Here is a 24,938-nt window from a genome sequence, read left to right as displayed (position 1 = left end):
GACTATTACCAATATGATTACGCTATTTGCAGAGTAGCAGTAGGAGTAGCCTTGCAAGCTCCCATGGACAAGAGTCAAAAGATTGCTCAAGCCTTTAAGCAATTACTTGAAGAAAAGACTGGTCCCAACTCAAAGAGCTCCAAAAGAGAGCCATGGTCTATGATGCCACCAGCATTTTAAAGAAAGAAATTCATCGCTTAGTTAAAAAGGAGGCGCTATGAAAGTACTTGTAACAGGAGCAACAGGTTTTCTAGGAAAATATGTGGTAAAAGAGTTAGTAACAGAAGGCTACTTTGTCCGTGCTTTTGGTCGGAATGAAGCAGTAGGACAAAGTTTGGTTTCAGACCAGGTGGAATTCTTTAAAGGAGATTTGAGTTCCAAGCAAGCAGTAGAAGAGGCCTGCAAGGGCGTTGAAATGGTCGTTCATGCTGGAGCTTTATCCACTGTTTGGGGTCCTTGGGAGAGTTTTTACCAAGCTAATGTCCTTGGTACCCAGCATGTTCTAGAAGCTTGTCGAACTAATAAAATAAGACGCTTGGTCTATGTTTCTTCACCAAGTATTTACGCTGCTCCAAAAGACCAAATCGACATCAAGGAAGAAGATGCTCCAGCTGAAAATCATTTAAACAACTACATCAAAAGTAAGCTCCTATCAGAGAAGCTCTTTCCTGCTTACCCGGATGTTCCAAGCATCATCCTTCGTCCACGTGGGCTCTTTGGTGTTGGGGATACCAGCATCCTTCCTCGTGTTCTCAAGCTAAGCCAAAAAATTGGAATCCCCTTAATCAAGGAAGGCAAGCAATTGATGGACATGACCTGTGTCGAAAATGTTGCCTTGGCCATCGCTTTGGCTCTGAAAGCAAATCAGGCAGAAGGCCAGGTTTACAATATTACCAACGGCGAGCCGACTCCCTTTAAGGAACTGATCGAAGAAGCCTTGCAGGGCTTGGGACTTCCTATTCGTTATAAAAAGCTACCTGCCTTTCTTCTAGGTGGGTTAGCTTCGATCTTAGAGATTCTTTATCGAATCTTACCTCTAAAAGGAGAGCCACCATTAACTCGCTATACTTACTACCTGTTGCGTTATAGCCAGACTCTTGATATTTCAAAAGCAAGAGAGGAGTTGGGCTATGAGCCACGCATCAGCATCAAGGAGGGAATTGCCAAGTATGTCCAAGATTATCGAAAGCATTAAGTACTTCCCTGCTGGCTATTGTACTAGCAATCTGGCCTTGCTCTTTAAGGGACAGAAAAGGAAGAAAATGGTCTTTCCAGCCGGCGTCTATCTCCTCAAACACCGAGAACACGGTTATATTCTCTACGATACGGGCTATCATTATGAAATCAAAAGCAAACTCCGTTATCTTTATTACCGCCTCGGCACTCCTATGCAGATGAAAAAGGAAGACCAGATTGATTGCTTGCTTCAAGCGACTGGGATTTCACCAGATGACATTTCTTATGTCATCCTCTCGCATTTTCATCCAGACCATTTAGGAGGAGCGGCTTGCTTCAAACAGGCGCGCTTCTTGGTCACTGAGAAAGCCTATCAGGTCTACCAGAAGCCCAGCTTCAAGGATTTAATTTTTAAAGAGTTTTTACCGGATCAATTTGAAGAATCCGTCAAAATCATGCAACCTCAAGAAACCAACCCTCTTTTTCCTTATGCGGCAACAGAGGATATCTTTGGAGACGGTAGTATTCTTCTTAGTTCTCATGATGGACATGCTAAGGGACAGGGTTGCCTATTCCTTCCAGAGTATCAATTGTTTATCGGAGCTGATCTCTGCTGGGGGATTGACCTTCTCCCCTTGACGGAGCAGATGCGCTGGATTCCTAGTCAAGTTCAGGATAATGTTGAGGCTTATTTAGAAAACGTCAATTTCTTGCGATCCTTGTTAAATCAAGGGATCGATGTTCTCGTCAGCCATGATCCAATAGATCGGGTAGAAAGGATACTAGATGAAAAAATGGACCTTTCTTAAAACCTTTTGCCAGACCCGTTGGGGTCACCGCTTTAAGAATCGAGAGGCACTCGAGCGTTACCAAGAGAAAGAGCTGCAAAAGTACCAGGACTTCTTACTCCAACATTCTCCCTATTTCGCTCGAGGCCTTCCAAAGGACTTCCGCTATATGGACAAGACCTTTATGATGGAGCATTTCAATGAGTTAAACACCCAAGGAATCGACCGGGACCAGGCTCTTGAAATAGCCATTCGCGGGGAGCAGTCTCGTGATTTTACAGAGATGCAAGGAGAAGTGGCAGTGGGGCTTTCCTCTGGTACCTCCGGCCACCGAGGCATTTTTATCACAACAGAGACGGAACGTAGTATGTGGGCAGCAGCTATTCTTGCTAAAATGCTTCCAAAAGGGAAGCTCTTTGGCCACCGCATTGCCTTTTTCCTCCGTGCTGATAACGAGCTCTATCAAACCATCAATTCTCCCTTGATTCGCTTAGAATATTTTGATATTTTCAAAGATAGCCAAGAGCATATAGAACGTTTGAATGACTACCAACCGACTATCCTTGTAGCTCCAGCCTCTACCTTATTGGATTTAACCAAGTATTTAGAGAATCAGGCCTTACAGATTCAACCACAAAAGGTCGTTTCCGTAGCTGAAATCTTAGAGAATCGGGACCGGGACCTCATCCGTCAGGCATTTCACTTGACTAAGGTCGATCAGGTCTACCAAGCGACAGAAGGTTTCTTAGCCTGTACCTGTTCTGAGGGGAACTTGCACCTCAACGAGGATATTCTATCAGTTGAAAAAGACTATTTAGATGACCACCGTTTTTATCCTATCATTACAGATTTTAAACGTAGTAGCCAGCCGATTTTCCGCTACCGGCTCAATGATATTCTGGTAGAGGATCCAGAGCCTTGCCATTGTGGTTCTGTCTTTACAAGGATTGCTAAAATTGAGGGCCGATCGGACGATATCTTTTATTTCAAAAAAGCAGACGGCGAGCTACAGATGGTTTATCCGGACTTCATTCGACGTTGTATCCTCTTTGTCGAAGGAATTCAAGACTATCAAGTGACTCAAACCAAAGATGGACAAGTCCAGGTTGCCCTCAGCAAACGTTCACCTGATATAGAAGAGGCTATCCTCAACCAATTTCAAGTCTTAGCAGATCAAAAGGGCTTTATCATGCCCAAACTCACTTTTATTGACTACCAATGGGACACGACACGCAAACTCAAGCGCGTACAACGTCTTCACAAATAGGAGGAAGCATTATGACAAGTGTACAAAGACATGTTCGTATTAAAGGATATGGAACAGCCTTACCCAAGCATCAAGTCATCTTTAAGGACCAGACACGTTACCGAGTAAAAGAAGATGAAGAATCTCAGATCGACTTAGCTGCTCGAGCTATTGAACAGGCTCTAGAGCAGGCAGGATTGACCATGGCAGATATTGACTGCCTAGTTTCAGCCAGCGCCGTAGGGGTTCAGCCGATTCCATGTACAGCAGCTCTAATCCATGAACGGGTTGCCAAGGACTTAACCATTCCCGCTATGGATATCAATACCACTTGTACCAGCTTTATTTCAGCCCTCAGTACCATTTCATATCTGATCGAAGGTGGCGAGTACAAGCGTGTCCTCATTGTGTCAAGTGAAGTAGGAAGTCTCGGTCTCAATCCAAAGCAGAAAGAAAGCTATGAACTTTTTAGTGATGGGGCAGCTGCCTTTATCTTTGAAAGTACCACAGAAGATCTGGGAGTGATGGCAAGCCTTCAACGGACCTGGTCTAAGGGAGCCCATGATACAGAGATTCGTGGTGGTTTAACGGCCTACCACCCAAAACATTATAGTGAATCAACCAAAACCGATTTCATGTTTGACATGAAGGGTAAGAAGATTTTGCTTCTATCTGCGCGTGTTATTCCTGACATGTTCCAAGAATTTCAAGACAAAGTCGGCCTATCGCTTGCCGATGTAGACTATATCATTCCTCACCAAGCCAGTCGTGCCCTTCCTTTGGTCATGGAAAAATTAGGGGTACCAGACCATAAGTATCTTAACATTGTTAGCGATTACGGAAACATGGTTTCAGTAGCTGTACCTTTTGGCCTAGCTTACGCCCTGGAACATGGCCTTGTCAAAGAAGGAGATACCATCTTCTTAATGGGAACTGCAGCGGGTATGACGGTCAATATGTTGGCTCTGAAAATCTAATTCTTTGCTTAGATAAAAAATAGTGTCTACTCCTAAAAACACAGGCAAAAAGCATGAAGTCCCGCTAGTCTTTGGCGGGCTTTTTTGATATAATGAAAAGTATGGAAATTGAGAAAACCAACCGAATGAATGCGCTCTTTGAGTTTTATGCAGCGCTCTTGACGGACAAGCAAATGAACTACATCGAGCTTTATTACGCAGATGACTACAGCTTAGCTGAGATTGCGGAAGAGTTTGGGGTCAGTCGTCAGGCGGTTTATGACAATATTAAGCGGACAGAGAAGATTCTAGAGGATTATGAGATGAAGTTGCATATGTACTCTGACTACATTGTACGCAGCCAGATTTTTGATCAGATTTTAGAACGCTATCCGGAAGATACTTTTCTACAAGAGCAGGTTGAAATTTTATCAAGCATTGATAATCGGGAGTGATGATGGGCAGTCTCGTCATTTATCAAGGAATACCTTGCAAACTATTAGTCGCAGAGGAAGTATTTCCTACTTGACTACAGATTATCTCGCCCAATGATATCTCCAAAGCTATGCAAATAGGTTTTAGCTGTTGGGGATATCCAAATGAAATCATGAAAGAAGTCACACCCGAAGAACTAGAATGTTTGCAACATTTCGGACGATTTCCACTGAATTGAAAAAATAGGAGAAAATAATGGCATTTGAAAGCTTAACCGAACGTTTACAAAACGTCTTTAAAAATCTTCGTAAGAAAGGAAAAATCTCTGAAGCAGATGTCCAAGAGGCAACCAAAGAGATTCGTCTAGCCCTCTTAGAGGCCGACGTTGCCCTTCCTGTTGTAAAAGACTTCATCAAACGCGTCCGTGAGCGGGCCGTAGGTCATGAAGTCATCGAAACCCTCAACCCTGCCCAACAAATCGTAAAGATTGTCGATGAAGAATTGACAGCGATTTTGGGTTCAGAAACAGCAGACATTATCAAATCTCCAAAGATTCCAACCATTATCATGATGGTCGGTCTTCAAGGGGCTGGTAAAACAACCTTTGCTGGGAAATTGGCCAACAAATTGGTCAAGGAAGAAAATGCACGTCCTTTGATGATTGCGGCCGATATCTATCGTCCAGCGGCCATTGACCAGTTAAAGACGCTTGGTCAGCAAATCAATGTCCCTGTCTTTTCACTTGGTACAGAAGTCCCTGCAGTGGAGATCGTACGTCAAGGTTTGGAGCAGGCGAGAGCCAACCACAATGACTATGTCTTGATCGATACAGCGGGTCGTCTGCAAATCGATGAAAAACTCATGGGTGAGTTGCGTGACGTCAAAGCCCTTGCTGAGCCGAATGAAATCCTCTTGGTTGTCGATGCCATGATCGGTCAAGAAGCGGCCAATGTAGCGCGTGAGTTTAACGAACAACTCGAAGTAACTGGGGTCATCTTGACCAAGATCGATGGGGATACCCGTGGTGGTGCGGCCCTTTCTGTCCGTCAGATTACTGGAAAACCAATCAAGTTCACTGGTACTGGTGAAAAAATTACTGATATCGAAACCTTCCACCCAGACCGCATGTCTGGTCGGATCCTTGGTATGGGGGATATGCTAACGCTGATCGAGAAGGCTTCTCAAGAATACGATGAGAAACGTTCCCTTGAACTCGCTGAGAAGATGCGAGAAAACACCTTTGATTTCAACGACTTCATCGATCAGTTAGACCAAGTCCAAAACATGGGACCAATGGAAGACCTGCTCAAGATGCTTCCAGGTATGGCTAATAATCCTGCCATGAAGAACCTCAAGGTCGATGAACGAGAAATTGCTCGCAAACGTGCGATCGTATCATCCATGACACCAGCTGAACGGGAAAATCCAGATTTGTTAAATCCAAGCCGTCGTCGTCGGATTGCTGCTGGTTCAGGAAATAGCTTTGTCGAAGTCAATAAATTCATCAAGGACTTTAACCAAGCCAAGCAAATGATGCAAGGTGTCCTCTCTGGCGATATGAACAAGATGATGAAACAAATGGGGCTCAATCCAAATAATATGCCGAAGAATATGCCTGGTGGAATGCCTGATATGTCTGCCCTCGAAGGCATGATGGGACAAGGTGGCATGCCTGACTTGTCAGCTCTTGGCGGAGGCGCTGGAATGCCTGATATGAGCCAAATGTTCGGTGGTGGTCTCAAAGGAAAAGCCGGTGAATTTATGATGAAACGGGCGATGAATAAGATGGCCAAACAAATGCGAAAAAATAAGAAAAAACGGAAATAATCGTTTCTAATAAGGGCCTGGAACACACTGTTCTAGGTTCTTTTAGAAACTACTACTAGAGGAAAGATGTTAAAAAAATTATTTCAACAAGTCATTCGTTTCTTTGCAAGATTGTTTTCTTCGCACAGCAAGCCCTTTGAATTTCCTAAAGGGTCAAAGAAACCACCAATCAGACCAATCATCTTTGTACCTGGGAGTTCAGCCAGTATCCAGCGATTCAATGGAACCATCCGCATGCTCCATCGCTTTTCTAGAAAAAAACAGAGTCTCTTAAAAATAAAAGTCAATAAAGATGATTCTATCGAGATGGAAGGAAGACTGAATACCAAAGAGCCAAATCCGATGATTGTGATTGGCTTTGAGAACAATCGAGATGGCTACAGCAATATCAAGCAGCAAATCGAATCCCTTAAGCTCGCATTAACCTACCTTCTTGACCACTATTATTTCACAGAGTTTAAGGCAGTAGGGCACTCCAATGGTGGACTAGTTTTGACTGGTTTATTGGAAAGTGGCTTTTTAGAAAAGAAAAAGCTGACCGTAAGCAAGCTGGTTATTATTGGTAGTCCTTACCAATTCAACCAAGAGATGTATGATGATTTTCAAAGGTGGAAGCATCGCCTAGGAAAAGAAGTAGAGGTCCTAAACTTTGTTGGTAGCTTTGCTGGGAAATCAGACGGCATCGTCCCTCTTTCTAGTGCACAAGCAGCACAATCAATTTTTGAGAAACAAGCCTATACAGAAGTAAATTTAAAAGGACGCAAGGCTCACCATTCAGCTTTACCCACTAATCTAGATCTAGTGAAACAATTAAGTCTATTTTTGAATCTATAAGTAAATTACATAATTTCGGTTATGTAATTTTTATTTGTCTCTTGCAATCCTTAAGTAAATATGGTACATTTTTGGTAGCGATTACAACATCCTTAAGGAGGATTTTATGAAAGATCCGAAATTTCTAGAGACAATGAAAGAATACAAAGGTCGTGATGAAGTTCCGGCAGATTTTGATTCTTTCTGGGATCAAGGCTTAGCAAACCTTGCTGAACTTCCTGAATACAAGCTCGAAGAACAAGATTTCAGCATTCCAAATGTTGTTTGTTATGAATTAACCTTTAAAGGGACACGAGATGGTCTTGTTTATGCGCGGGTTGTTTTCCCAAAAACAGATCAAAAGATTCCAGTTATTTTCCATTTTCATGGTTATATGGGCCGTTGTTGGGATTGGACAGACATGCTGGCTTATACAGTAGCTGGCTATGGTGTCGTCTCTATGGACGTAAGAGGTCAATCAGGCTATTCAACAGACGGAGATCGGTCACCACTTGGAAATACTGTAAAAGGACAGATTATCCGCGGAGCTGTGGAAGGTCCAGATGAGCTATTTTATAAGGATGTCTACTTAGATCTTTACCAGTTAATAGAAATTGTAGCTAGCTTTCCTCAAGTTGACAACAGCAAACTCGCCAGCTATGGAGCCTCTCAAGGTGGTGCCTTGGCCCTGGTTGCTGCCGGATTGAATCCCCGAATCCAACGAACAGTTGCCATTTATCCATTCTTATCGGATTTCAGACGTGTATTAGAGATTGGAAACACCAGTGAAGCCTATGACGAGCTTTTTCGTTATTTCAAATTCCACGATCCCTTCCATGAAACGGAAGACCAAATTATGGACACATTAGCCTACATTGATGTGAAAAATTTTGCCCATCGCATTAAAGGACAGGTTCACATGATTACAGGGTTAGATGATGATGTCTGTTATCCTTTGACACAGTTTGCCATTTTTAATCGGTTAGAATGTCCAAAAGAGCATTTCATCATGCCAGAATATGCCCATGAAGCTATGAACGTCCAAGTTAATGATCGAGTCTATAATTGGCTTTGTGGTAGCAAGATTTCCTTTCGATATGTAGAAAAATAAAATACAGGAGAAAAACAATCAGTAGATCCGTGAGATTTGCTGATTGTTTTGTGTTTAAAAGGTATAGAATATAGAAAACAGTCCTATAGATTCCCTATGGCATCTTTCCGAAAAACTATAATTTTCTTGAAAAATATATCTGGCTATGCTATACTACTAGTATAGAAAGATTTGGAGAAAAACATGAAACGCGAGATCTTATTAGAACGGATTGATAAACTCAAACAAGTCATGCCCTGGTATGTATTGGAATATTACCAATCGAAACTGGCTGTTCCATACAGTTTTACAACCTTGTACGAATACTTAAAGGAATACGATCGATTTTTCACCTGGGTCTTAGAATCTGGTATATCGGATGCTGATACCATGGCCGAGATCCCTTTAGACGTCCTGGAGCACATGACCAAGAAAGACATGGAATCCTTTATTCTTTACTTACGTGAACGTCCTCTGCTCAATGCCAATACGACAAAAAACGGGGTTTCCCAAACAACGATTAACCGTACCCTTTCTGCACTTTCCAGTCTCTATAAATACTTGACTGAGGAAGTTGAAAATGAGCAAGGAGAACCTTATTTCTACCGCAACGTCATGAAGAAGGTTGCTACCAAGAAAAAGAAAGAAACTTTGGCGGCACGGGCTGAAAATATCAAACAAAAGCTCTTTTTAGGCGATGAAACAGAAGGTTTTCTTAACTATATCGACCAGGAGTATCCTCAGACACTCTCAAATCGCGCCTTATCCTCCTTTAATAAGAATAAAGAGCGAGATTTAGCCATTATCGCACTCCTTCTTGCCTCTGGTGTCCGTTTATCTGAGGCAGTCAATTTGGACCTTCGTGACCTTAATCTTAAGATGATGGTCATTGACGTCACTCGAAAAGGTGGAAAACGAGACTCAGTCAATGTTGCTGCCTTTGCGAAGCCTTATCTGGAGCAATATCTCGCTATTCGAGACAAACGGTACAAGACAGAAAAGACCGATACAGCTCTCTTTCTGACCTTGTATCGAGGTGTTCCAAACCGTATTGATGCTTCTAGTGTTGAAAAGATGGTCGCCAAGTATTCTGAAGACTTCAAAGTCCGCGTGACACCCCATAAGCTTCGCCATACATTAGCAACACGTCTTTATGATGCAACCAAATCACAGGTTTTGGTCAGTCACCAGCTGGGACATGCTAGCACACAAGTTACTGACTTGTATACGCATATCGTTAATGATGAGCAGAAAAATGCCTTGGATAGTTTATAAAATTACATAACGTAAATTATGTAACAGCTATTCTATTAGAAAAAGAGCGTAAGATTTTTTTATGGAATCTTACGCTCTTTTATACTTTCTATAAAAATTCGATCCAATAATTACGGTGGGGCTCAATAATAACTGGCTTTCCCCAAAATGATTTTAGATAGGCCAGATTTGCTGGGGTGACGGGTCTTTTCTCACTATTGTACTTCTCTGCACTCCCTTCCGTTAAAAAGCATTTAACTGCTTCGTATGGTGTACCGTCACTCGCTATTCGATCAATTCCTAAATAAGCAATTTCATCACCGGCTTTTGGAAAATCTGTAAATAGTTGACCAATAAAATAAACCGTCTTATCTTTCATTAGTTCATAAGCCTTACTATTTTCTAGTCTGTTATTCGCTGCAGCGTACATAATACAAAAGCTATCCACGATATCTTTCAAAGGCATTAATTCTTCTTTACTGACTATAATTTCGTCGGGAGCAAGTCCGCCAAGGATTAAATTTTTATAATGAGGTTGCTGGATGATATTATCTAAAGCCATTCCTAATGGTAGTTGCACAGCTTGATAGCCTAATGGTTCGAGCTCTTGCTTTTTCTGGTCAAGGTGTCCTTGTGTAATACTGATTTTCAAATCATATGGACTTGAAGGTTGTTGCTTGCTAAAAAAAGCCACTACTATACGATCTAACTGTTCAAATAGACCAAGATTTTCAACTGGAATTTTCATCATTGAAAATGATCCCCTTTTTTGTTCAGATTTCTTCTATATTGTACACTCATGGTATTTAAATATCAAGTTTAAGATAAAAGATATCCATGTTAAATGGATATCTTTTACTTTATTCCACCACTGCTTCAGCAATTTCCTCTGCAGCGATACCTGCAAAATAACGGCCCAGGTTAATGGTTTGAAGGGCTTTGAGGACGTCTTCACGTTCGTATTTAACGCCACGAAGAACATCTTCTACTGCTGCAACGTCTTCGATACCGAAGAAGTCACCGTAAATTTTGATGTCTTGGATTTTGGATTCAATGACATTTGCGAAGATTTCAACCTTACCGCTTGGGAATTTTGTGCCACGACGGACATTGTATTCAGGGGACTTCCCATAGTTCCAATCCCAGGTACCGAACTTGGTTTCCTTGATACGGTTGATCTCTGCCAATTCTTCATCTGAGAAGACATATTCTGTCATCTCAGGATATTCTTTCTTCATGTAGTCCAAAAGCAGGTCACGGAACTCTTCAACGGTGATTTTTTCTGGCAACTCGTCGATGATATTGGTCACACGAGCACGAACGGATTTAACCCCTTTAGACTCAAACTTGTCTTTAGACACCTTGAGAGCATTGGCAAGGACAGACAAATCAACATCAAAAAGAAGACAACCATGATGCATGATACGGCCATTGATATAGGCTTGGGCATTGCCACAGAATTTCTTACCGTCGATTTCTAAGTCGTTACGGCCTGTAAATTCAGCTTTAACACCAAGTTCAGCTAAAGTATTGATAACTGGAGTAGAGAAGCTTTTGAAGTCAAAGGCCTTGTTTTCATCTTCTTTTGAAATGATTGTATAGTTTAGGTTGTTCAAATCATGGTAAACAGCTCCACCACCACTGATTCGACGGACTACTTCAATACCGTTTTCGCGTACATAGTCACGGTTAATTTCTTCGATGGTATTTTGGTGACGACCTACAATGATAGATGGTTTGTTGATCCAAAGAAGGAAGATTTGATCTTCATCAAGAAGATGCTTAAAAGCATATTCCTCTAAAGCAATATTAAAAGCAGTGTCGTTTGAATGATTGATAATGTATTTCATAAGATACCTTCTAATACGATAGAGACTGGAAAATAATTCCAGTCTAATCTATCTATTCTTATTTCTTCTTAGGTGAATGGATGGCCATTCCAAGTACATCCGCAAAGGCTTCGTACATCACTTCTGAGAAGGTTGGGTGCCCATGGATGGTCTTGAGCATTTCTTCTACAGTGATTTCCATCTCAATGATAGTTGAAGCTTCGTTGATCAATTCAGCTGCTGCTGGACCAATGATGTGAACTCCAAGAACTTCACCATATTTCTTGTCAGCAATGACTTTAACAAATCCTTGAGCCGCATCTGATGCAATGGCACGTCCGTTTGCGGCAAAATTAAATTTACCGATTTGCACATCATATTTCTCACGAGCTTGTTCTTCTGTCAAACCAACAGCCGCAACTTCAGGAAGTGTGTAAATAGCTGCAGGAGTCAAGTTCAATTTAGCAACATGGTGATTTCCTTTAAGGGCATTTTCAGCAGCAACTTCACCCATACGGAAGGCAGCGTGAGCCAACATCTTAGTACCATTGATATCACCTGGCGCATAGATACCTGAAACAGATGTTTCCATGTATTCATTGACCTTGATACGACCACGATCCAATTCAAACTCCACTTCACCGATTCCTTCAAGATCTGGAACACGACCGATTGAAAGAAGAGCTTTGTTTGCAATGATATCGTCTTTTCCTTCAACCTTGATACGGAGTTTGCCATCTTCTTCAATGATTTCTTGCAGTTTAGTATCTGTCAAGATAGTCATACCCTTGCGCTCAAGGATCAAACGAAGGTTCTTAGATACTTCTGCATCCATGGCTGGCACGATGCGGTCCATCATTTCAATAACCGTTACTTTTGAACCAAAGGTCATGAAGGCTTGACCAAGTTCGATACCAACAACCCCACCACCAATGATCACAAGGCTTTCTGGGACTTCATTCATATCCAAGATGTCATCACTGGTCATTACAAGGGATGATTCCATGCCAGGAACGTTAATCTTGCTGACTTTTGAACCACCAGCAAGGATGATTTTCTTAGTTTCAAGTAATTCAGAGCCATTGACCAAGACATTCTTATCCTTCGTAATGGTACCAATCCCCTTATGAACATCAACTCCGTAGCTACGAAGAAGTCCTGCAACACCACCAACCAAAGTATTTACGACCTTGTTCTTAGTTTCAAGAACCTTGTCCATATCCACTGTGAAGCTAGGATTGTCAATGATGATCCCACGGTTTGCCGCATGACCGATATTTTCAATGATTTCAGCATTATGTAGGTAAGTCTTAGTTGGGATACATCCGCGGTTCAAACATGTTCCACCAAGTTCAGATTTCTCAACAAGGGCAACCTTACCACCCAATTGAGCTGCTTTAATGGCAGAAACATAACCAGCAGGTCCACCACCAATAACAACGATATCATAAGCATCATCGCTCTTATTGTCATCATTTGAAGCACTTGCTGCAGCTGGCACTGGACTCGCTTCTGGTGTTGCTGCTCCAGCTGTTGGGATGTTCTCCCCTTCTTCACCAAGATAACCAATCACTTCTGTTACAGGAACAGTCTCGCCATCCCCTTTCAAGATAGCAATCAGGTAGCCATCTTCTTCAGCTTCCAATTCCATGCTGACTTTATCTGTCATGATTTCAAGGAGAATTTCTCCTTCTTTTACAAATTCGCCGACTTTTTTATTCCACTGAACGATTTGTCCTTCGGTCATATCTACGCCGGCTTTTGGCATAATTACTTCTAAGGCCATTTTATTTCCCTCTTTTTTCTTGTTTCTATTCTCTCTCGTTGATTAGACCAACATTGAAATCGGGTCTTCAATCAAGGCTTTCAAGTCTTTCATGAATTTGGCACCAGCCATCCCATCGACAACGCGGTGGTCAATGGTCAAGCCCAAGCTCATGATTGGACGAATGACAATTTCACCATTAACTACAACTGGTTTTTCAACAGTTGCGCTAACCCCAAGAATGGCAGAGTTCGGCTGGTTGATAATCGGTCCAAAAGATTGAACACCAAACATCCCCAAGTTACTGATAGTAAAGGTTGAATTTTGCAATTCGCTTGGTGCTAATTTACCGTCCAAGGTCCGTCCGATAACGTCCTTGAAGGCTACCACCAACTCTGATAAAGTCATCTTTTCTGCGTTATAGACAACCGGTGTCATCAGTCCATTGTCCATCCCAACCGCCATAGCCAAGTTGACATAGTTGTGAGTGATGATGGTTTTGCCATCTTCCGTTAATGACGCGTTAATGTATGGATGTTTCATCAAGGTCTTAACCACTGCAAGTGAAAGCAAATCTGTTACAGTGACTTTCTTGCCAGTTGCCTCCATGATTGGATCCAATACCTTCTTACGAAGGGCCAACATTTGAGACATATCGACGTCATAGTTCAATGTAAAGGTTGGTGCTGTCAAATAAGATTCCACCATCCGTTGAGCAATCACCTTACGCATTGGTGTCATCGGAATTCGCTCGATTTCACCATAAGGTGTTACATTATCAGGAGCCTCTTCTACCTTCTCAATTTGAGCAGGTGACTTAATGGTATCCTTCTCAATATTCTCAGGAAGGAAAGCAAGGACATCCTTCTTCATGATCTTGCCACGATGACCAGTTCCTTGGATTTCTTGCCAAGCAATATTGTGTTCTAAAGCAATTCGTTTTGCAAGTGGTGAAATGCGAACCACATTTGTGTCTTTATATGTTTCCACGTCTTCTTTGTGGACACGACCGTTTGCGCCTGAACCAGAAACATCATAGAGGTTGATCCCTAGATCATCCGCTAATTTTCTAGCCGCAGGAGTCGCTCTTAGCTTATCATCAGCCATGACCTCTCCTATTCTATACTAAGATATCAAGGACGAAGAGGACAAAGAAAAAATAGGAGATTGACGATGTGTTCGATGAACACAAGGAAATCTATCTTTTTTTCACAGGCCTCCGTCCGGATTCAATTATAAGATACTAAGGGCGTTAAAAGTCAAAGTGAAAATAGGAATCTTGATGAAGAAACTTTAGTTTCTAGGAAAGTTTATCTTTTTCACACAGACTTTAGCCCGAGTTCAATTTTATGATGCAAAGGGCGTTTAAAAGCGACCGAAAAATAGGAAATCAACACAGACTTCGATGAAGTCAAGGAGATTTATCTTTTTTCCGAGCTTTTAGCCCGTGCTCTAATCTAAGATACTAAGGACGTAGAGAACTTTGCATCTATTAGATACAAAGCTTCTCGTCTGATTAATTTGTTCACATAATTTATTTTATGTATTATTGTTTGTTGTGAGTTTTACGGATTGCATCTTTGATGCTTTCAACCGTTGGAATCATTGCATTTTCAAGATTTTGTGCGTAAGGCATCGGTACATCTTCACCTGCACAGCGACGGATTGGTGCATCCAAGTAATCAAATGCTTCTGATTCAGAGATAATAGCTGAAATTTCGCCGATATAGCCGCTTGTTTTGTGGGCATCATTGACAAGCACAACTTTTCCTGTTTTCTTGACAGAATTAATGATGATCTCTTTATCAAGTGGGACCAAAGTCCGTGGGTCTACTACTTCTACTGAGATGCCTTCTTCTGCCAATTCTTCAGCTGCTTGCATCACGCGACGAAGCATTTTTCCATAGGTTACGACAGTGACATCTGTACCTTCGCGTTTGATCTCACCGACACCAAGTGGAATCGTGTAGTCTGGATCAACTGGCACTTCCCCTTTTTGGTTGAATTCTGATTTGTATTCAAGAATGATAACGGGGTTGTTATCACGGATAGATGACTTGAGAAGTCCCTTCATATCCGCTGGCGTACCAGGAGCAACAACTTTCAAACCAGGAATATGAGTAAACCATGATTCCAAAGATTGGGAGTGTTGAGCTGCAGATCCAACTCCGTTACCAGCAGCACAGCGAACGGTCATCGGCACTTGCCCTTTTCCACCAAACATGTAGCGAGTTTTAGCAGCTTGGTTGACAATAGCATCCATGGCATTTACTGAGAAATCCATGAAGGTCATATCAACGATTGGGCGAAGTCCGGTCATGGCTGCACCTGCTGCTGCACCTGAAATCGCAGCCTCAGAAATCGGACAGTCACGGACACGTTCTGGACCGAATTCCTCAAGCATTCCTACTGAAGTTCCGAAGTCTCCACCGAAAACTCCGACATCTTCTCCCATCAAGAGTACATTTTCGTCGCGACGCATTTCCTCAGACATAGCAAGGATAATGGTATCGCGGAAAGACATTAATTTAGTTTCCATATTTCTCTACTTCTCCTTAGTCTGCGTAAATATCTTCGAAAGCTGATTCGAGTGGAGGGAATGGGCTTTCTTCCGCAAATTTCACTGAAGCTTCCACTGCTTCTTTTACTTCTTCTTGGATCTGATCCAATTCTTCTGCGCTCGCGATTTCATTTTCAAGGAGATACTTGCGAAGGTTTTCGATTGGATCTTTCTTCTTCCACTCTTCGACTTCTTCACGGGTCCGGTATTTACCAGGGTCTGAAGATGAGTGACCAAGCCAACGATAGGTGACACTCTCGATCAAGACAGGGCCTTTACCAGAGCGGACGTGATCGACTGCCTTCTTAAATCCTTCATAGACATCAATAACGTTGTTCCCATCAGGAATAAACATTCCAGGAATGCCGTAAGCAGCACTACGCTCGTGGATATGCTGGATATTGGTCATCTTCTTGATGTCTGCGGAGATTCCATAACCGTTATTGATACAGTAGAAAATAACTGGTAGATTCCAAATCGAAGCCATATTAACAGCCTCGTGGAATACACCTTCATTTGTCGCACCATCACCAAAGAAGCAAACAACAATCTTACCAGTGTTTTTCATTTGTTGAGTAAGGGCTGCACCTACTGCGATTCCCATACCACCACCTACAATACCGTTGGCACCAAGGTTACCTGCATCCAGGTCGGCGATGTGCATTGATCCACCCTTCCCTTTACAAGTACCGGTATACTTACCAAGGATTTCTGCCATCATGCCATTCAAATCGATTCCTTTAGCGATGGCTTGTCCGTGACCACGGTGGTTTGAAGTTAGCAGATCATCCTCGTTCAAAGCCAACATCGCTCCAACGTTAGCCGCTTCTTCCCCAACAGAAAAGTGCGTCATTCCTGGCACTTTCCCTTTTTTTACTAACTGTGCAATTTTTAAGTCCATGCGACGGATTTCTTCCATTTTACGGAACATTTCCAATAAGAGACTTTTATCTAATGTTGCCATTATTTCGCCTTTCTAAGCAATTATTCATTCTATTTTATTCTATCTCACTATGAAAACACTGTCAAAATAAATGCTCATTTCCTTTCACAAACTAAACCGTCTAGAATACTGATAAATATGAATTCCCAAACTGTTATATAAAAGATTCACAAAGTTGTTTTTATTATGGATAAGCAAAAAACCGATAGGGAAGACCTATCGGAATATTTTATTGATGGCGTTGGCCGAAGTCATGAATCATTTGTTCCAACTCTTCACGACTTGGAGTTGTTAACATGTAAAGGTAGTCCCCTTGAAGTTCCGCAAAGGCAGAAGGCATATCTTTCTTCACGCGGAACTGATCTTGGTATTTGGCCAAGACTTCTTCCTCTGAAAGGACATAAGCTGCATTGGCACGGCGTGAAGTCGCCAAGCAATAAAGTGGCTCAAACTCAGAAGCTGGGAAAGGTTCTCCGGCTACGATGGCAGCATAGCCACGGTACAAATCAATCGAGTGAGCATAGTTGTAGACATCGATGGTAAAGCCACCTGCAGGGCGATTATTGTACTCGATCGCAATATAATCATCCCCATCACGGAAGAACTCAATGTGGAAGAAACGCTCCTTCATGCCAAAAGCTTTAACAATCGCTTCCCCGTATTGACGCAATTTTGGATCCATCTCTTTAAGGACATAATAAGAGTTATCCATCTTGTAGAGCATCAAGTCAAGCGGTGTATAGGCATAGTCAAAAGTCGTCGAGAAGACAATGTTACCATCGCGATCGACCAGACCATCAAAGGTACAAATCTCGCTAGAAGTGACGAATTTCTCAAAGAAGTACTCGGTATGGCCATCCCATTCTGCCTTGAAATGGTCCACATCTTCTGCTGTTTCAAGCTTGAAGGTCGCTGCTGCTCCCACTCCATTATCAGGCTTAGCAATCAATGGCAACCCAATCTTCTTCACAGCCTTGTCAATGTCTTTTTCGGCTTTGACCACTGCACCAGGTACGACTGGGACTCCTGCTTTCTTGAAGAGTTTTTTCATTTCTGATTTAAACTTGGTTTTCTTCAAATCTTTTGGTTTGGCACCAAAGACATTGAATTGTTCACGAAGCGCTGCATCCAATTCCAACCAATATTCATTGTGGGATTCGATGCGGTCGATTGGCCCGTGTTTGTAGAAAAGAAAGGCTACTGCTCGCTTCACTTCGTCCCAGTTTTCCATGTTATCAACTCGGAAATACTCTGTTAAACTATTGCGCAATGGCTCGTCTAACTGTTCATAAGGCTCCTGACCAATCCCTAAGACAGTAATGCCTTTGTTAGCCAGCTCGATGGTAAATTGTTGAAAGTTTTGCGGATAATAAGGTGAAATAACAAGATAATTCATAGAGGTCTCCTCCTTTTTAGCTTATAAATACATCTGACCTAAGAAATAAGGCATTTGCTTGCGCCACCAGTCCCAATCGTGAGCGACGTCATGGCCCCACTCAGCAAACCATGCAGGAATATTTTTGTGGTCAAAGGCTTCTTTTAGTTTGTAGAAAGATGGTAGGCCATCTTGTTCCCAAGCTCCAAGACCGGTACAAATGACAATTTCCGCCTGACGGTAACGGTCAATAAACCAGCCGTCATTTTGATGCCAAATATAATCAGATGGCGAGTTTTGATAAATCGCTTCGTCACCACCAAATTCACCAACAAAGAAACGAGCATCATAGACACCACTCAAGGCGATCACCTTGTTGAAGACATCTGGATGTTGCAAGAAGAAATTAAGGGCGTGGTAGGCTCCCATAGAGCAACCAGTTGTCATCATCGGATCAAACCAGCCTGTTTTGTGCTTGATGAAAGGAATGGCTTCTTCAATCACATAGCGCTCGTAAGCACGGTGCATCTCTGCTCGATCATGAGGGTTTTTCCAATCACAAAGCCAGCTTTCACTATCGACACTCGAAAGGGTGAAGAATTGAACCCGACCTTCTTCGATAAACTGAGCACAAGCATCAATCATACCAAAGTCATAGTACTCGTTATGGCTCCCACCTGATGAAGCAAAGACCACAACAGGAATCCCTGCATGTCCATAGCGATTGAGATACATTTCGCGGTTGAGTTGGCCACTCCAGTGGCTTAAATGTTCAATATTCATAAGTTCCCTCTTTCTCTATAATTCTTTATTTACAGGCTATTAATCCCATTTTTCTGCTAAAAAGCGAAGGCATTCTGGTAGATGCTCAGCCCAGGCTTCTTCGTGGTGAATAGCCCCAGATTGAATCCGAATGGCGATATTTTCTAAAGCAACACCTTGTTGAATAACGTCATGATAGTACCGAAGGGATGAGTCGATATAGGCTTGCTTGATATTTCCCGCCATAAGCGTTTTATCTGTATCATCCGCCTCTTCAGTCCCCACATAGATGTAGATCCGTTGATCTGCATAAAGGTTTTTCCGCTCGATATAGCGGTCAAAGGCCTCTTGGTGCAACCAGTTAGCAGAGGAGAAGACTCCCAGACAACCGATTTGGTCTTGGTATTCCAAACCCATAAATTGGGTGATATTCCCACCAAGCGAAGATCCAATCATGGCTGTATGTTCTCTATCAGCAAGGGTTCGATATTCTTGATCGATAAAGGGTTTGACGACATCCATGACAAACTCCCCATACTCGACACCCTTGCCACCAAATTGCATACCAGGGATATTGGACTCCTTATACTTCCAGGCAGAGTATTCGTTCATCCGTTGCAAACCATCGTTATCAATGGCAACGACAATCATGCGACTAATGTCAGGATTTCGCTTAATGGCTGGAATGACTTTCCAGGAATGACCCGCATAGGCCTCCTTGCTATACAAAACGTTTTGCCCATCGTGGAAATAAACCACAGGGTAGCGACGATCTGTATCTAATTCATAATTCTTAGGTAATAAGACTCGTACACGACGGAGTTTTCCGGTATAAGGCACTTTCAACTCGTGTGTCTTCATCTCTAAATAAAAGTAGGATTTATTCATTGTCAGAAAACTCTCTATATTCTAAATTTTTATTTATTATACCATTTTTATAAGAAAAAGTCTGGATTTCTCCAAACTTTTTCATTGATTGACTTTATTTTCCAATAAATGTAGCCAGATCTTGTAAAGAACGTTCGGCAATTTTCTCATACCGTTCCTTTTTATCCCGAATGCGTGGGCCTTCCAGCTCCTTAATAATTCCGAAGTTGACATTCATGGGTTGGAAATGCTTGCTGTCGGCATGGGTAATATAGTGAGCCAAACTTCCGATCGCTGTTGTTTCTGGGAAAATCGCTGCTTCTTCTCCTTTAAAAAGACGTGCCGCATTGATCCCAGCCACCAAACCTGAAGCCGCTGACTCGACATAGCCCTCTACTCCTGTCATTTGACCCGCAAAGAAGAGGTTGGCTTGCTTCTTAGAACGGTAGGTTTGTTCAAGGAGATTTGGAGAGTCCATGTAAGAATTGCGGTGCATGACGCCATATCTCACAAACTCCGCATTTTCCAAACCAGGAATCATTTGAAAGACCCGCTTTTGCTCGCCCCATTTAAGGTGAGTTTGGAAGCCAACGATATTGTAGAGGCTAGCAGCTGCATTGTCTTGGCGCAATTGGACTACCGCATAAGGGGTCTTAAACTCCCCGTCACGAGGTCCTTTGTAGTCATCTGGATACTCGAGACCAACTGGTTTCATAGGACCATAGAGCATGGTTTTGATGCCTCGTTTGGCCATGACTTCAATTGGCATACAACCTTCGAAATACTTTTCTTTTTCAAAAGAGTTGAGCGGGGCTTCTTCCGCATTCACCAAAGCCTCATGGAAGTCCATAAACTCTTGTTTGGTCATGGGACAGTTGAGATAAGCCGCTTCTCCTTTGTCATAACGAGACTTGAGGTAAACCTTGTTCATATCGACGGTATTGACATCGATGATTGGAGCTGCTGCATCATAGAAATAGAAGCCATCGCCACCATTGAGCTCGTGGATCTTTTCCGCCAAGGCATCGCTGGTTAGAGGGCCCGTTGCGACGACTGTGATCGCGTCTGTCGGCAATTCTGTAATTTCATCGCGAATCACTTCAATGAGTGGGTGTTGGGATACCTTTTCCGTTACTCGACTAGCAAAGCCTTCCCGGTCCACTGCCAGTGCTCCACCAGCTGGTACACGAGTCGCTTCAGCCGCTTCAAGGATGACAGACCCCAGACGACGCATTTCTTCTTTGAGGAGCCCGACAGCATTGGTTAGAGAATCCCCTCGGAGAGAGTTGGAACAGACTAACTCAGCAAAGTTGTCTGTTTTGTGTTGTGGAGTAGATTTGACTCCCCGCATTTCGTAAAGCTTGACCGGAATACCCTGTTGGGCAATCTGATAAGCTGCTTCCGAGCCAGCAAGGCCTGCACCGATGACATTGATATAAGATTGAGACATGACACTAATACCTCTTTGGGTATCCAAACCACCCCACTAGACTGTTAGACACCCACAAATCTTTCTAATTTTCTACTTGGTCCATTATACCAGAAAGCCAAGTAAAAAGACAGGGAGGGTTTTCCTTCCTGTCTTAGACCTAAGTCTGTTATTTGTTTTCTTATAGACACAACCAAGCAGCAAAGAGGGCTGATAGGATACTGAATAAGGACCCGATTAAATAATACTCTGCGAAGGCTGGATTCTCCGAAATTTTATTGTAGCGGGCGATGGATTTGGCCGTAAAGACCAGACCGATAGAAGCAAATTGGCCGTAGACGAGACAGGCACCGATAATCAACCGCTCTAAGAAGCCAATCATGGAACCAGCCCCAGTGATGGTATCCATTTTCTCCTCCATCGTCGGCTGGTACTTAGCAAAAAGAATTTTAAAGACGATATTGGTCGGTTTTCCCACTAGGAGGACATAAAAGATTAGCTTTAAACTGTCAATAGGTAAATAAGTCGTGCCATTTTTAGCTCCCCAAAGGACTAGGAAACTAATGATACCGACATGCAAGACTTGATCCAATGCAAAAGTCCATGCGGCTGTTACATTCAATTGCTTCTGCACCCAAGGTTTTCCGTAATCAATCCCTGCATGAGTCAGCAAAATGATCAAGCAAATCCACCACAAATCCAGATGACAGAGGGAAACGACGAATAAAGGCAGAGCTACATACAGAATATGAAGCCCGAGCACCTTCTTATCCTGATCCTTGTGGTCCGCCATCTTTTGACTTTGAAAATAATAATCAGACAACAAATGACAACTCAACAAGAGAAGCAAGTATGGATTTGTTACGATACTAGATAATCCTGTCATAAGCCTCTCCTTTCGCTAAACTTTGAATACTAGCTAGTGCTGCTGCTCGCCCCCGTAAGTAAACCCGGATACTGCTACTTTTCAGCCGTTTAGAGAGAGCACTTGGGTTTATCTCCAGCGATTGGGCCAAATCCTGCTGACTAAAATTCTCACTATATACACACCTCTTAAGAAGATCTAGCAGGATTTCTTCCTGACTTCCACGCCAACCCGAACGAATGGCTTCCCCGGAAGCGATGAGGGCATTCACAAAGAAGTCTTGCTTTTCCTTCCCGCATGAAAAATAAATCTGGGTATTGCCGTAGTCATTTTTCTGATGAACCAGATTGATGGCGGCGCGTGCATTCCAATAGGCTGGCCCATCCGCACCGATACTTTGTAAGGGATCAATATCTGTTACAATCTCCCCGAGACCAATCCCGAAACGAAGTTGAGTCGGGGTTAGTTCAGAACGCAGGGTATCGATGATTTGAAAAACCGGAGCATCCACCTTTAAGAGCCCCTGAAACTCATCACCAAGGGTCAAGGTAAAATTGGATGCTATGAATTCTCCAAATAGTTCATTCATTGTTTGAAGCGTTTTTTCTAACTGTTTTTGCAGGTCAAAACGCTCTTGAACCATTTTGGAATCAATGACATCTGCAATCAAAGCAAGATACATAAGCCCACCTCCTTGTGTCTATTATAACGAAAAAAAACAAAAATGTCTATTATAACAGACATTTATTAAAATTGCCGTTATAATAGACATCGCATGATTCTAAAATCTTATTTTACTTTTTCTTCTTCGTAGTCGCCGTTGCTACATACGACTTGCTTACCGCCACCACGAACTTTTTTCTCAACTAGGTAGTGACCACATTTTGGACAATCACGGCCAATTGGCTTGTCCCAAGAGGTGAATTCGCAGTCTGGATAGCGATTGCAGCCATAGAAGAGACGGTTCCGTTTGGTTTTACGCTCGATGATTTGGCCTTGGTGACAATCTGGACATTCCACTCCAATTTCCTTAACGATAGCTTGCGTATGGCGACAATCAGGGAAATTGCTACAAGCGAAGAACTTACCAAATCGACCCAACTTGATGACCATCGGACTTCCACAAACCTCACAGTCAAATCCAGCAGCCTCATCCTTGATTTGGATTTTCTCCATCTCTTCTTCAGCCTTGGCTACTTCTTTTTTAAAGGGTTGGTAGAAGGAATCAATAACCTTTTGCCACTGTTCTTTCCCGAGTTCGACATCATCCAACTTTCCTTCCATCTCAGCGGTAAAGGTTACATTGACGATATCTGGGAAGAATTCAACGATCAGTTTATTGACGATTTCTCCTAATTCGGTTGGCTCGAAGCGTTTGGCTACAAGCTTCACGTAATAGCGTTTTTGAATGGTCTCAATGGTCGGTGCATAGGTTGAAGGACGACCAACTCCATTTTCTTCTAAAGTCTTAATCAAAGTCGCTTCAGAGTAACGAGCTGGTGGTTGGGTAAAGTGCTGTTCAGGTTTGCTGTTGACCTGAGTGACGGTGTCACCTTCTTCCATGTCCGGTAGCATCTTATTCTTGTCCGAATCATTGTAGATCGCCAAATAGCCGTCAAACTTCACCTGACTTCCATTTGCTGTATATTGAACTCCATTTTGCCCTAAACGGACATTCATGGTATCAAAAATAGCTGCTGTCATCTGACTAGCCACAAAACGATTCCAGATCAAGGTGTAGAGCTTGAGCTGGTCCTTGTCCAAATACTTGGCAATTTTCTCAGGCGTATTGTAGACACTAGAAGGACGAATGGCTTCGTGGGCATCTTGAGCACCAGAAGCATTCTTAACCCGGCTACCATGCTTAGAATACTTATCTCCAAATCGATCAACGATAAAGCTAGCTGCTTCATTTTGAGCGACTGGACTAATCCGAGTCGAATCCGTACGCATGTAGGTAATCAAACCTTGAACACCTGATCCAATATTGATTCCTTCGTATAATTGCTGTGCTACCATCATGGTCTTACGAGTACGGAAATTGATCTTATTGGCAGCATCCATCTGCATGGAAGAAGTTGTGTAAGGAAGCGGCGCATTGCGTTTGCGCTCTTTCTTCTCAACCTTTTCAACGATATACTCTTTCCCATCTAGATGCGAAAGTACAGCTTTCACATCCTCCTGGTTTTGAAGTTTCATCTTCTTGCCATTCATTCCATAGAAATTGGCTTGGAATTGCTTGGTCCCCTTTTTAAAGGTTCCATCAATTGTCCAATATTCTTCTGGTTGGAAGGCATTGATTTCTTCTTCCCGGTCAATAATTAACTTAAGCGCAACGGATTGCACCCGACCAGCCGAAAGTCCCTTCTTCACCTTTTTCCATAGAATTGGTGAGATGGAGTACCCAACAATCCGGTCCAAGACACGGCGCGCTTGTTGAGCATCTACCAGATCCATATCAATCTTACGGGGTTCTTGAAAGGCATTTTTTACCGCATCCTTGGTAATTTCGTTGAAAACAACGCGGTTCTTATCTTCCTTATCCAACTGAAGAATATGCGCCAAATGCCAAGAAATAGCTTCTCCTTCACGGTCCGGGTCACTTGCGAGAAAGACTTGTTTGGCTTTTTTAGCCTCTTTTTTCAAATCATTAATCAAAGGACCTTTTCCGCGAATATTGATGTACTCTGGTTCGTAATTGTTCTCAAAATCAATAGACATGGTAGATTTTTTCAAGTCACGAATATGACCCACGCTGGCCATGACCTTATAATTTCTACCAAGATACTTTTCAATCGTCTTCGCTTTCGCAGGAGACTCCACGATGACTAAATTCTTTTTAGTTGTTGTGGTTTTCTTTTTTGTTTTAGTAGCCACTTTTTTACCTCTATTTTGTAATAAACCTCATAGAGTGTAAACTATTTTTTTCGGGATGTCAACCGTGAAGTTCTCCTATAG

Annotated in this window: 22 protein-coding genes and 1 pseudogene; 10 read left to right on the top strand and 13 right to left on the bottom strand. The window is 42.5% G+C overall.

Translation table 11 applies throughout. From position 1 onward, the window contains the following. The first annotated feature begins 217 nt into the window (after positions 1-217). The 10 genes and pseudogenes from ADH27_RS04415 to xerS all read left to right on the top strand — a co-directional run bounded on the left by ADH27_RS04415 (position 218) and on the right by xerS (position 9,606). Positions 218-1,195, top strand: a complete 978-nt coding sequence (locus tag ADH27_RS04415; RefSeq protein WP_048716012.1) for an NAD-dependent epimerase/dehydratase family protein — start codon at positions 218-220, stop codon at positions 1,193-1,195. Then, positions 1,170-1,985 (top strand): MBL fold metallo-hydrolase, encoded by an 816-nt coding sequence (locus tag ADH27_RS04410; RefSeq protein ID WP_048716010.1) that lies wholly within the window; start codon positions 1,170-1,172, stop codon positions 1,983-1,985. Before ADH27_RS04415 ends, ADH27_RS04410 begins: the two co-directional genes overlap by 26 nt. Continuing rightward, entirely contained in the window at positions 1,963-3,231 is a 1,269-nt protein-coding gene (locus tag ADH27_RS04405) for a F390 synthetase-related protein (RefSeq protein ID WP_048716008.1), read from the top strand. The genes ADH27_RS04410 and ADH27_RS04405 overlap by 23 nt, the downstream gene beginning before the upstream one ends. Positions 3,232-3,242: 11 nt before the next feature. Continuing rightward, positions 3,243-4,187, top strand: coding sequence for a 3-oxoacyl-[acyl-carrier-protein] synthase III C-terminal domain-containing protein (locus ADH27_RS04400; RefSeq protein ID WP_048716006.1), 945 nt, complete (start codon positions 3,243-3,245; stop codon positions 4,185-4,187). 101 nt (positions 4,188-4,288) lie between these two features. Further along, positions 4,289-4,621 carry a putative DNA-binding protein gene (locus ADH27_RS04395; RefSeq protein ID WP_003001435.1) on the top strand — a complete coding sequence of 111 codons (333 nt, stop codon included), beginning with the start codon at positions 4,289-4,291 and terminating at the stop codon, positions 4,619-4,621. A gap of 2 nt (positions 4,622-4,623) precedes the next feature. Beyond that, positions 4,624-4,839: pseudogene (locus ADH27_RS10405) on the top strand (2-oxoglutarate:acceptor oxidoreductase). 17 nt (positions 4,840-4,856) lie between these two features. Beyond that, the gene (gene ffh, locus ADH27_RS04390; RefSeq protein WP_009731038.1) at positions 4,857-6,428 is read left to right on the top strand and encodes a signal recognition particle protein; all 1,572 of its coding nucleotides are present in this window, start codon (positions 4,857-4,859) and stop codon (positions 6,426-6,428) included. Positions 6,429-6,494: 66 nt separating this feature from the next. Next, positions 6,495-7,262: an alpha/beta hydrolase gene (locus tag ADH27_RS04385; protein ID WP_048715997.1), complete on the top strand. Its 768-nt coding sequence runs from the start codon at positions 6,495-6,497 to the stop codon at positions 7,260-7,262. A 106-nt stretch (positions 7,263-7,368) separates the two neighbouring features. Next, a complete protein-coding gene (locus tag ADH27_RS04380) occupies positions 7,369-8,352 on the top strand; it encodes an acetylxylan esterase (RefSeq protein ID WP_048715995.1) in 984 nt (327 codons plus the stop codon). A 183-nt stretch (positions 8,353-8,535) separates the two neighbouring features. Then, positions 8,536-9,606 carry a tyrosine recombinase XerS gene (xerS, locus tag ADH27_RS04375; RefSeq protein ID WP_003001539.1) on the top strand — a complete coding sequence of 357 codons (1,071 nt, stop codon included), beginning with the start codon at positions 8,536-8,538 and terminating at the stop codon, positions 9,604-9,606. 88 nt (positions 9,607-9,694) lie between these two features. Here xerS and ADH27_RS04370 read toward each other — a convergent pair whose 3' ends face one another. The 13 genes from ADH27_RS04370 to topA form a co-directional block, all read right to left on the bottom strand. Then, positions 9,695-10,336, bottom strand: a complete 642-nt coding sequence (locus ADH27_RS04370; RefSeq protein ID WP_048715992.1) for a hypothetical protein — start codon at positions 10,334-10,336, stop codon at positions 9,695-9,697. A 109-nt stretch (positions 10,337-10,445) separates the two neighbouring features. Next, a complete protein-coding gene (locus tag ADH27_RS04365; RefSeq protein ID WP_048715991.1) occupies positions 10,446-11,435 on the bottom strand; it encodes a lipoate--protein ligase in 990 nt (329 codons plus the stop codon). Between the two features lie 58 nt (positions 11,436-11,493). Continuing rightward, the gene (gene lpdA, locus ADH27_RS04360; RefSeq protein WP_031573220.1) at positions 11,494-13,200 is read right to left on the bottom strand and encodes a dihydrolipoyl dehydrogenase; all 1,707 of its coding nucleotides are present in this window, start codon (positions 13,198-13,200) and stop codon (positions 11,494-11,496) included. Between the two features lie 42 nt (positions 13,201-13,242). Beyond that, positions 13,243-14,286, bottom strand: a complete 1,044-nt coding sequence (locus ADH27_RS04355; protein ID WP_023918161.1) for a dihydrolipoamide acetyltransferase — start codon at positions 14,284-14,286, stop codon at positions 13,243-13,245. 439 nt (positions 14,287-14,725) lie between these two features. Continuing rightward, on the bottom strand, positions 14,726-15,718 hold the full coding sequence (locus ADH27_RS04350) for an alpha-ketoacid dehydrogenase subunit beta (RefSeq protein ID WP_048715984.1): 993 nt from the start codon (positions 15,716-15,718) through the stop codon (positions 14,726-14,728). Positions 15,719-15,734: 16 nt separating this feature from the next. After that, positions 15,735-16,703: a thiamine pyrophosphate-dependent dehydrogenase E1 component subunit alpha gene (locus ADH27_RS04345; protein ID WP_048715982.1), complete on the bottom strand. Its 969-nt coding sequence runs from the start codon at positions 16,701-16,703 to the stop codon at positions 15,735-15,737. Between the two features lie 208 nt (positions 16,704-16,911). Continuing rightward, a complete protein-coding gene (locus ADH27_RS04340) occupies positions 16,912-18,078 on the bottom strand; it encodes an ATP-grasp domain-containing protein (protein ID WP_048715980.1) in 1,167 nt (388 codons plus the stop codon). Between the two features lie 21 nt (positions 18,079-18,099). Continuing rightward, positions 18,100-18,840, bottom strand: coding sequence for an esterase family protein (locus ADH27_RS04335; RefSeq protein WP_048690507.1), 741 nt, complete (start codon positions 18,838-18,840; stop codon positions 18,100-18,102). Positions 18,841-18,879: 39 nt separating this feature from the next. Continuing rightward, a complete protein-coding gene (locus ADH27_RS04330) occupies positions 18,880-19,707 on the bottom strand; it encodes an alpha/beta hydrolase (RefSeq protein ID WP_048715978.1) in 828 nt (275 codons plus the stop codon). 94 nt (positions 19,708-19,801) lie between these two features. Beyond that, positions 19,802-21,136: a methylenetetrahydrofolate--tRNA-(uracil(54)-C(5))-methyltransferase (FADH(2)-oxidizing) TrmFO gene (gene trmFO / locus ADH27_RS04325; RefSeq protein WP_048715976.1), complete on the bottom strand. Its 1,335-nt coding sequence runs from the start codon at positions 21,134-21,136 to the stop codon at positions 19,802-19,804. Between the two features lie 160 nt (positions 21,137-21,296). Next, on the bottom strand, positions 21,297-22,001 hold the full coding sequence (locus ADH27_RS04320) for a DUF3307 domain-containing protein (RefSeq protein ID WP_048715974.1): 705 nt from the start codon (positions 21,999-22,001) through the stop codon (positions 21,297-21,299). Continuing rightward, positions 21,985-22,662, bottom strand: coding sequence for a SatD family protein (locus ADH27_RS04315; protein WP_048715972.1), 678 nt, complete (start codon positions 22,660-22,662; stop codon positions 21,985-21,987). The genes ADH27_RS04320 and ADH27_RS04315 overlap by 17 nt, the downstream gene beginning before the upstream one ends. 107 nt (positions 22,663-22,769) lie before the next feature. Next, complete coding sequence (topA, locus tag ADH27_RS04310) at positions 22,770-24,857, bottom strand: type I DNA topoisomerase (RefSeq protein WP_048715970.1); 2,088 nt, start codon at positions 24,855-24,857, stop codon at positions 22,770-22,772. Between the last annotated feature and the right edge of the window lie 81 nt (positions 24,858-24,938).

Origin of the sequence: Streptococcus sp. 343_SSPC (assembly GCF_001072385.1) — a bacterium.
Lineage (GTDB): Bacteria > Bacillota > Bacilli > Lactobacillales > Streptococcaceae > Streptococcus.
The sequence above is the reverse complement of the archived record's forward strand: the minus strand, read 5'-3'. Positions and strand labels throughout refer to the sequence as shown.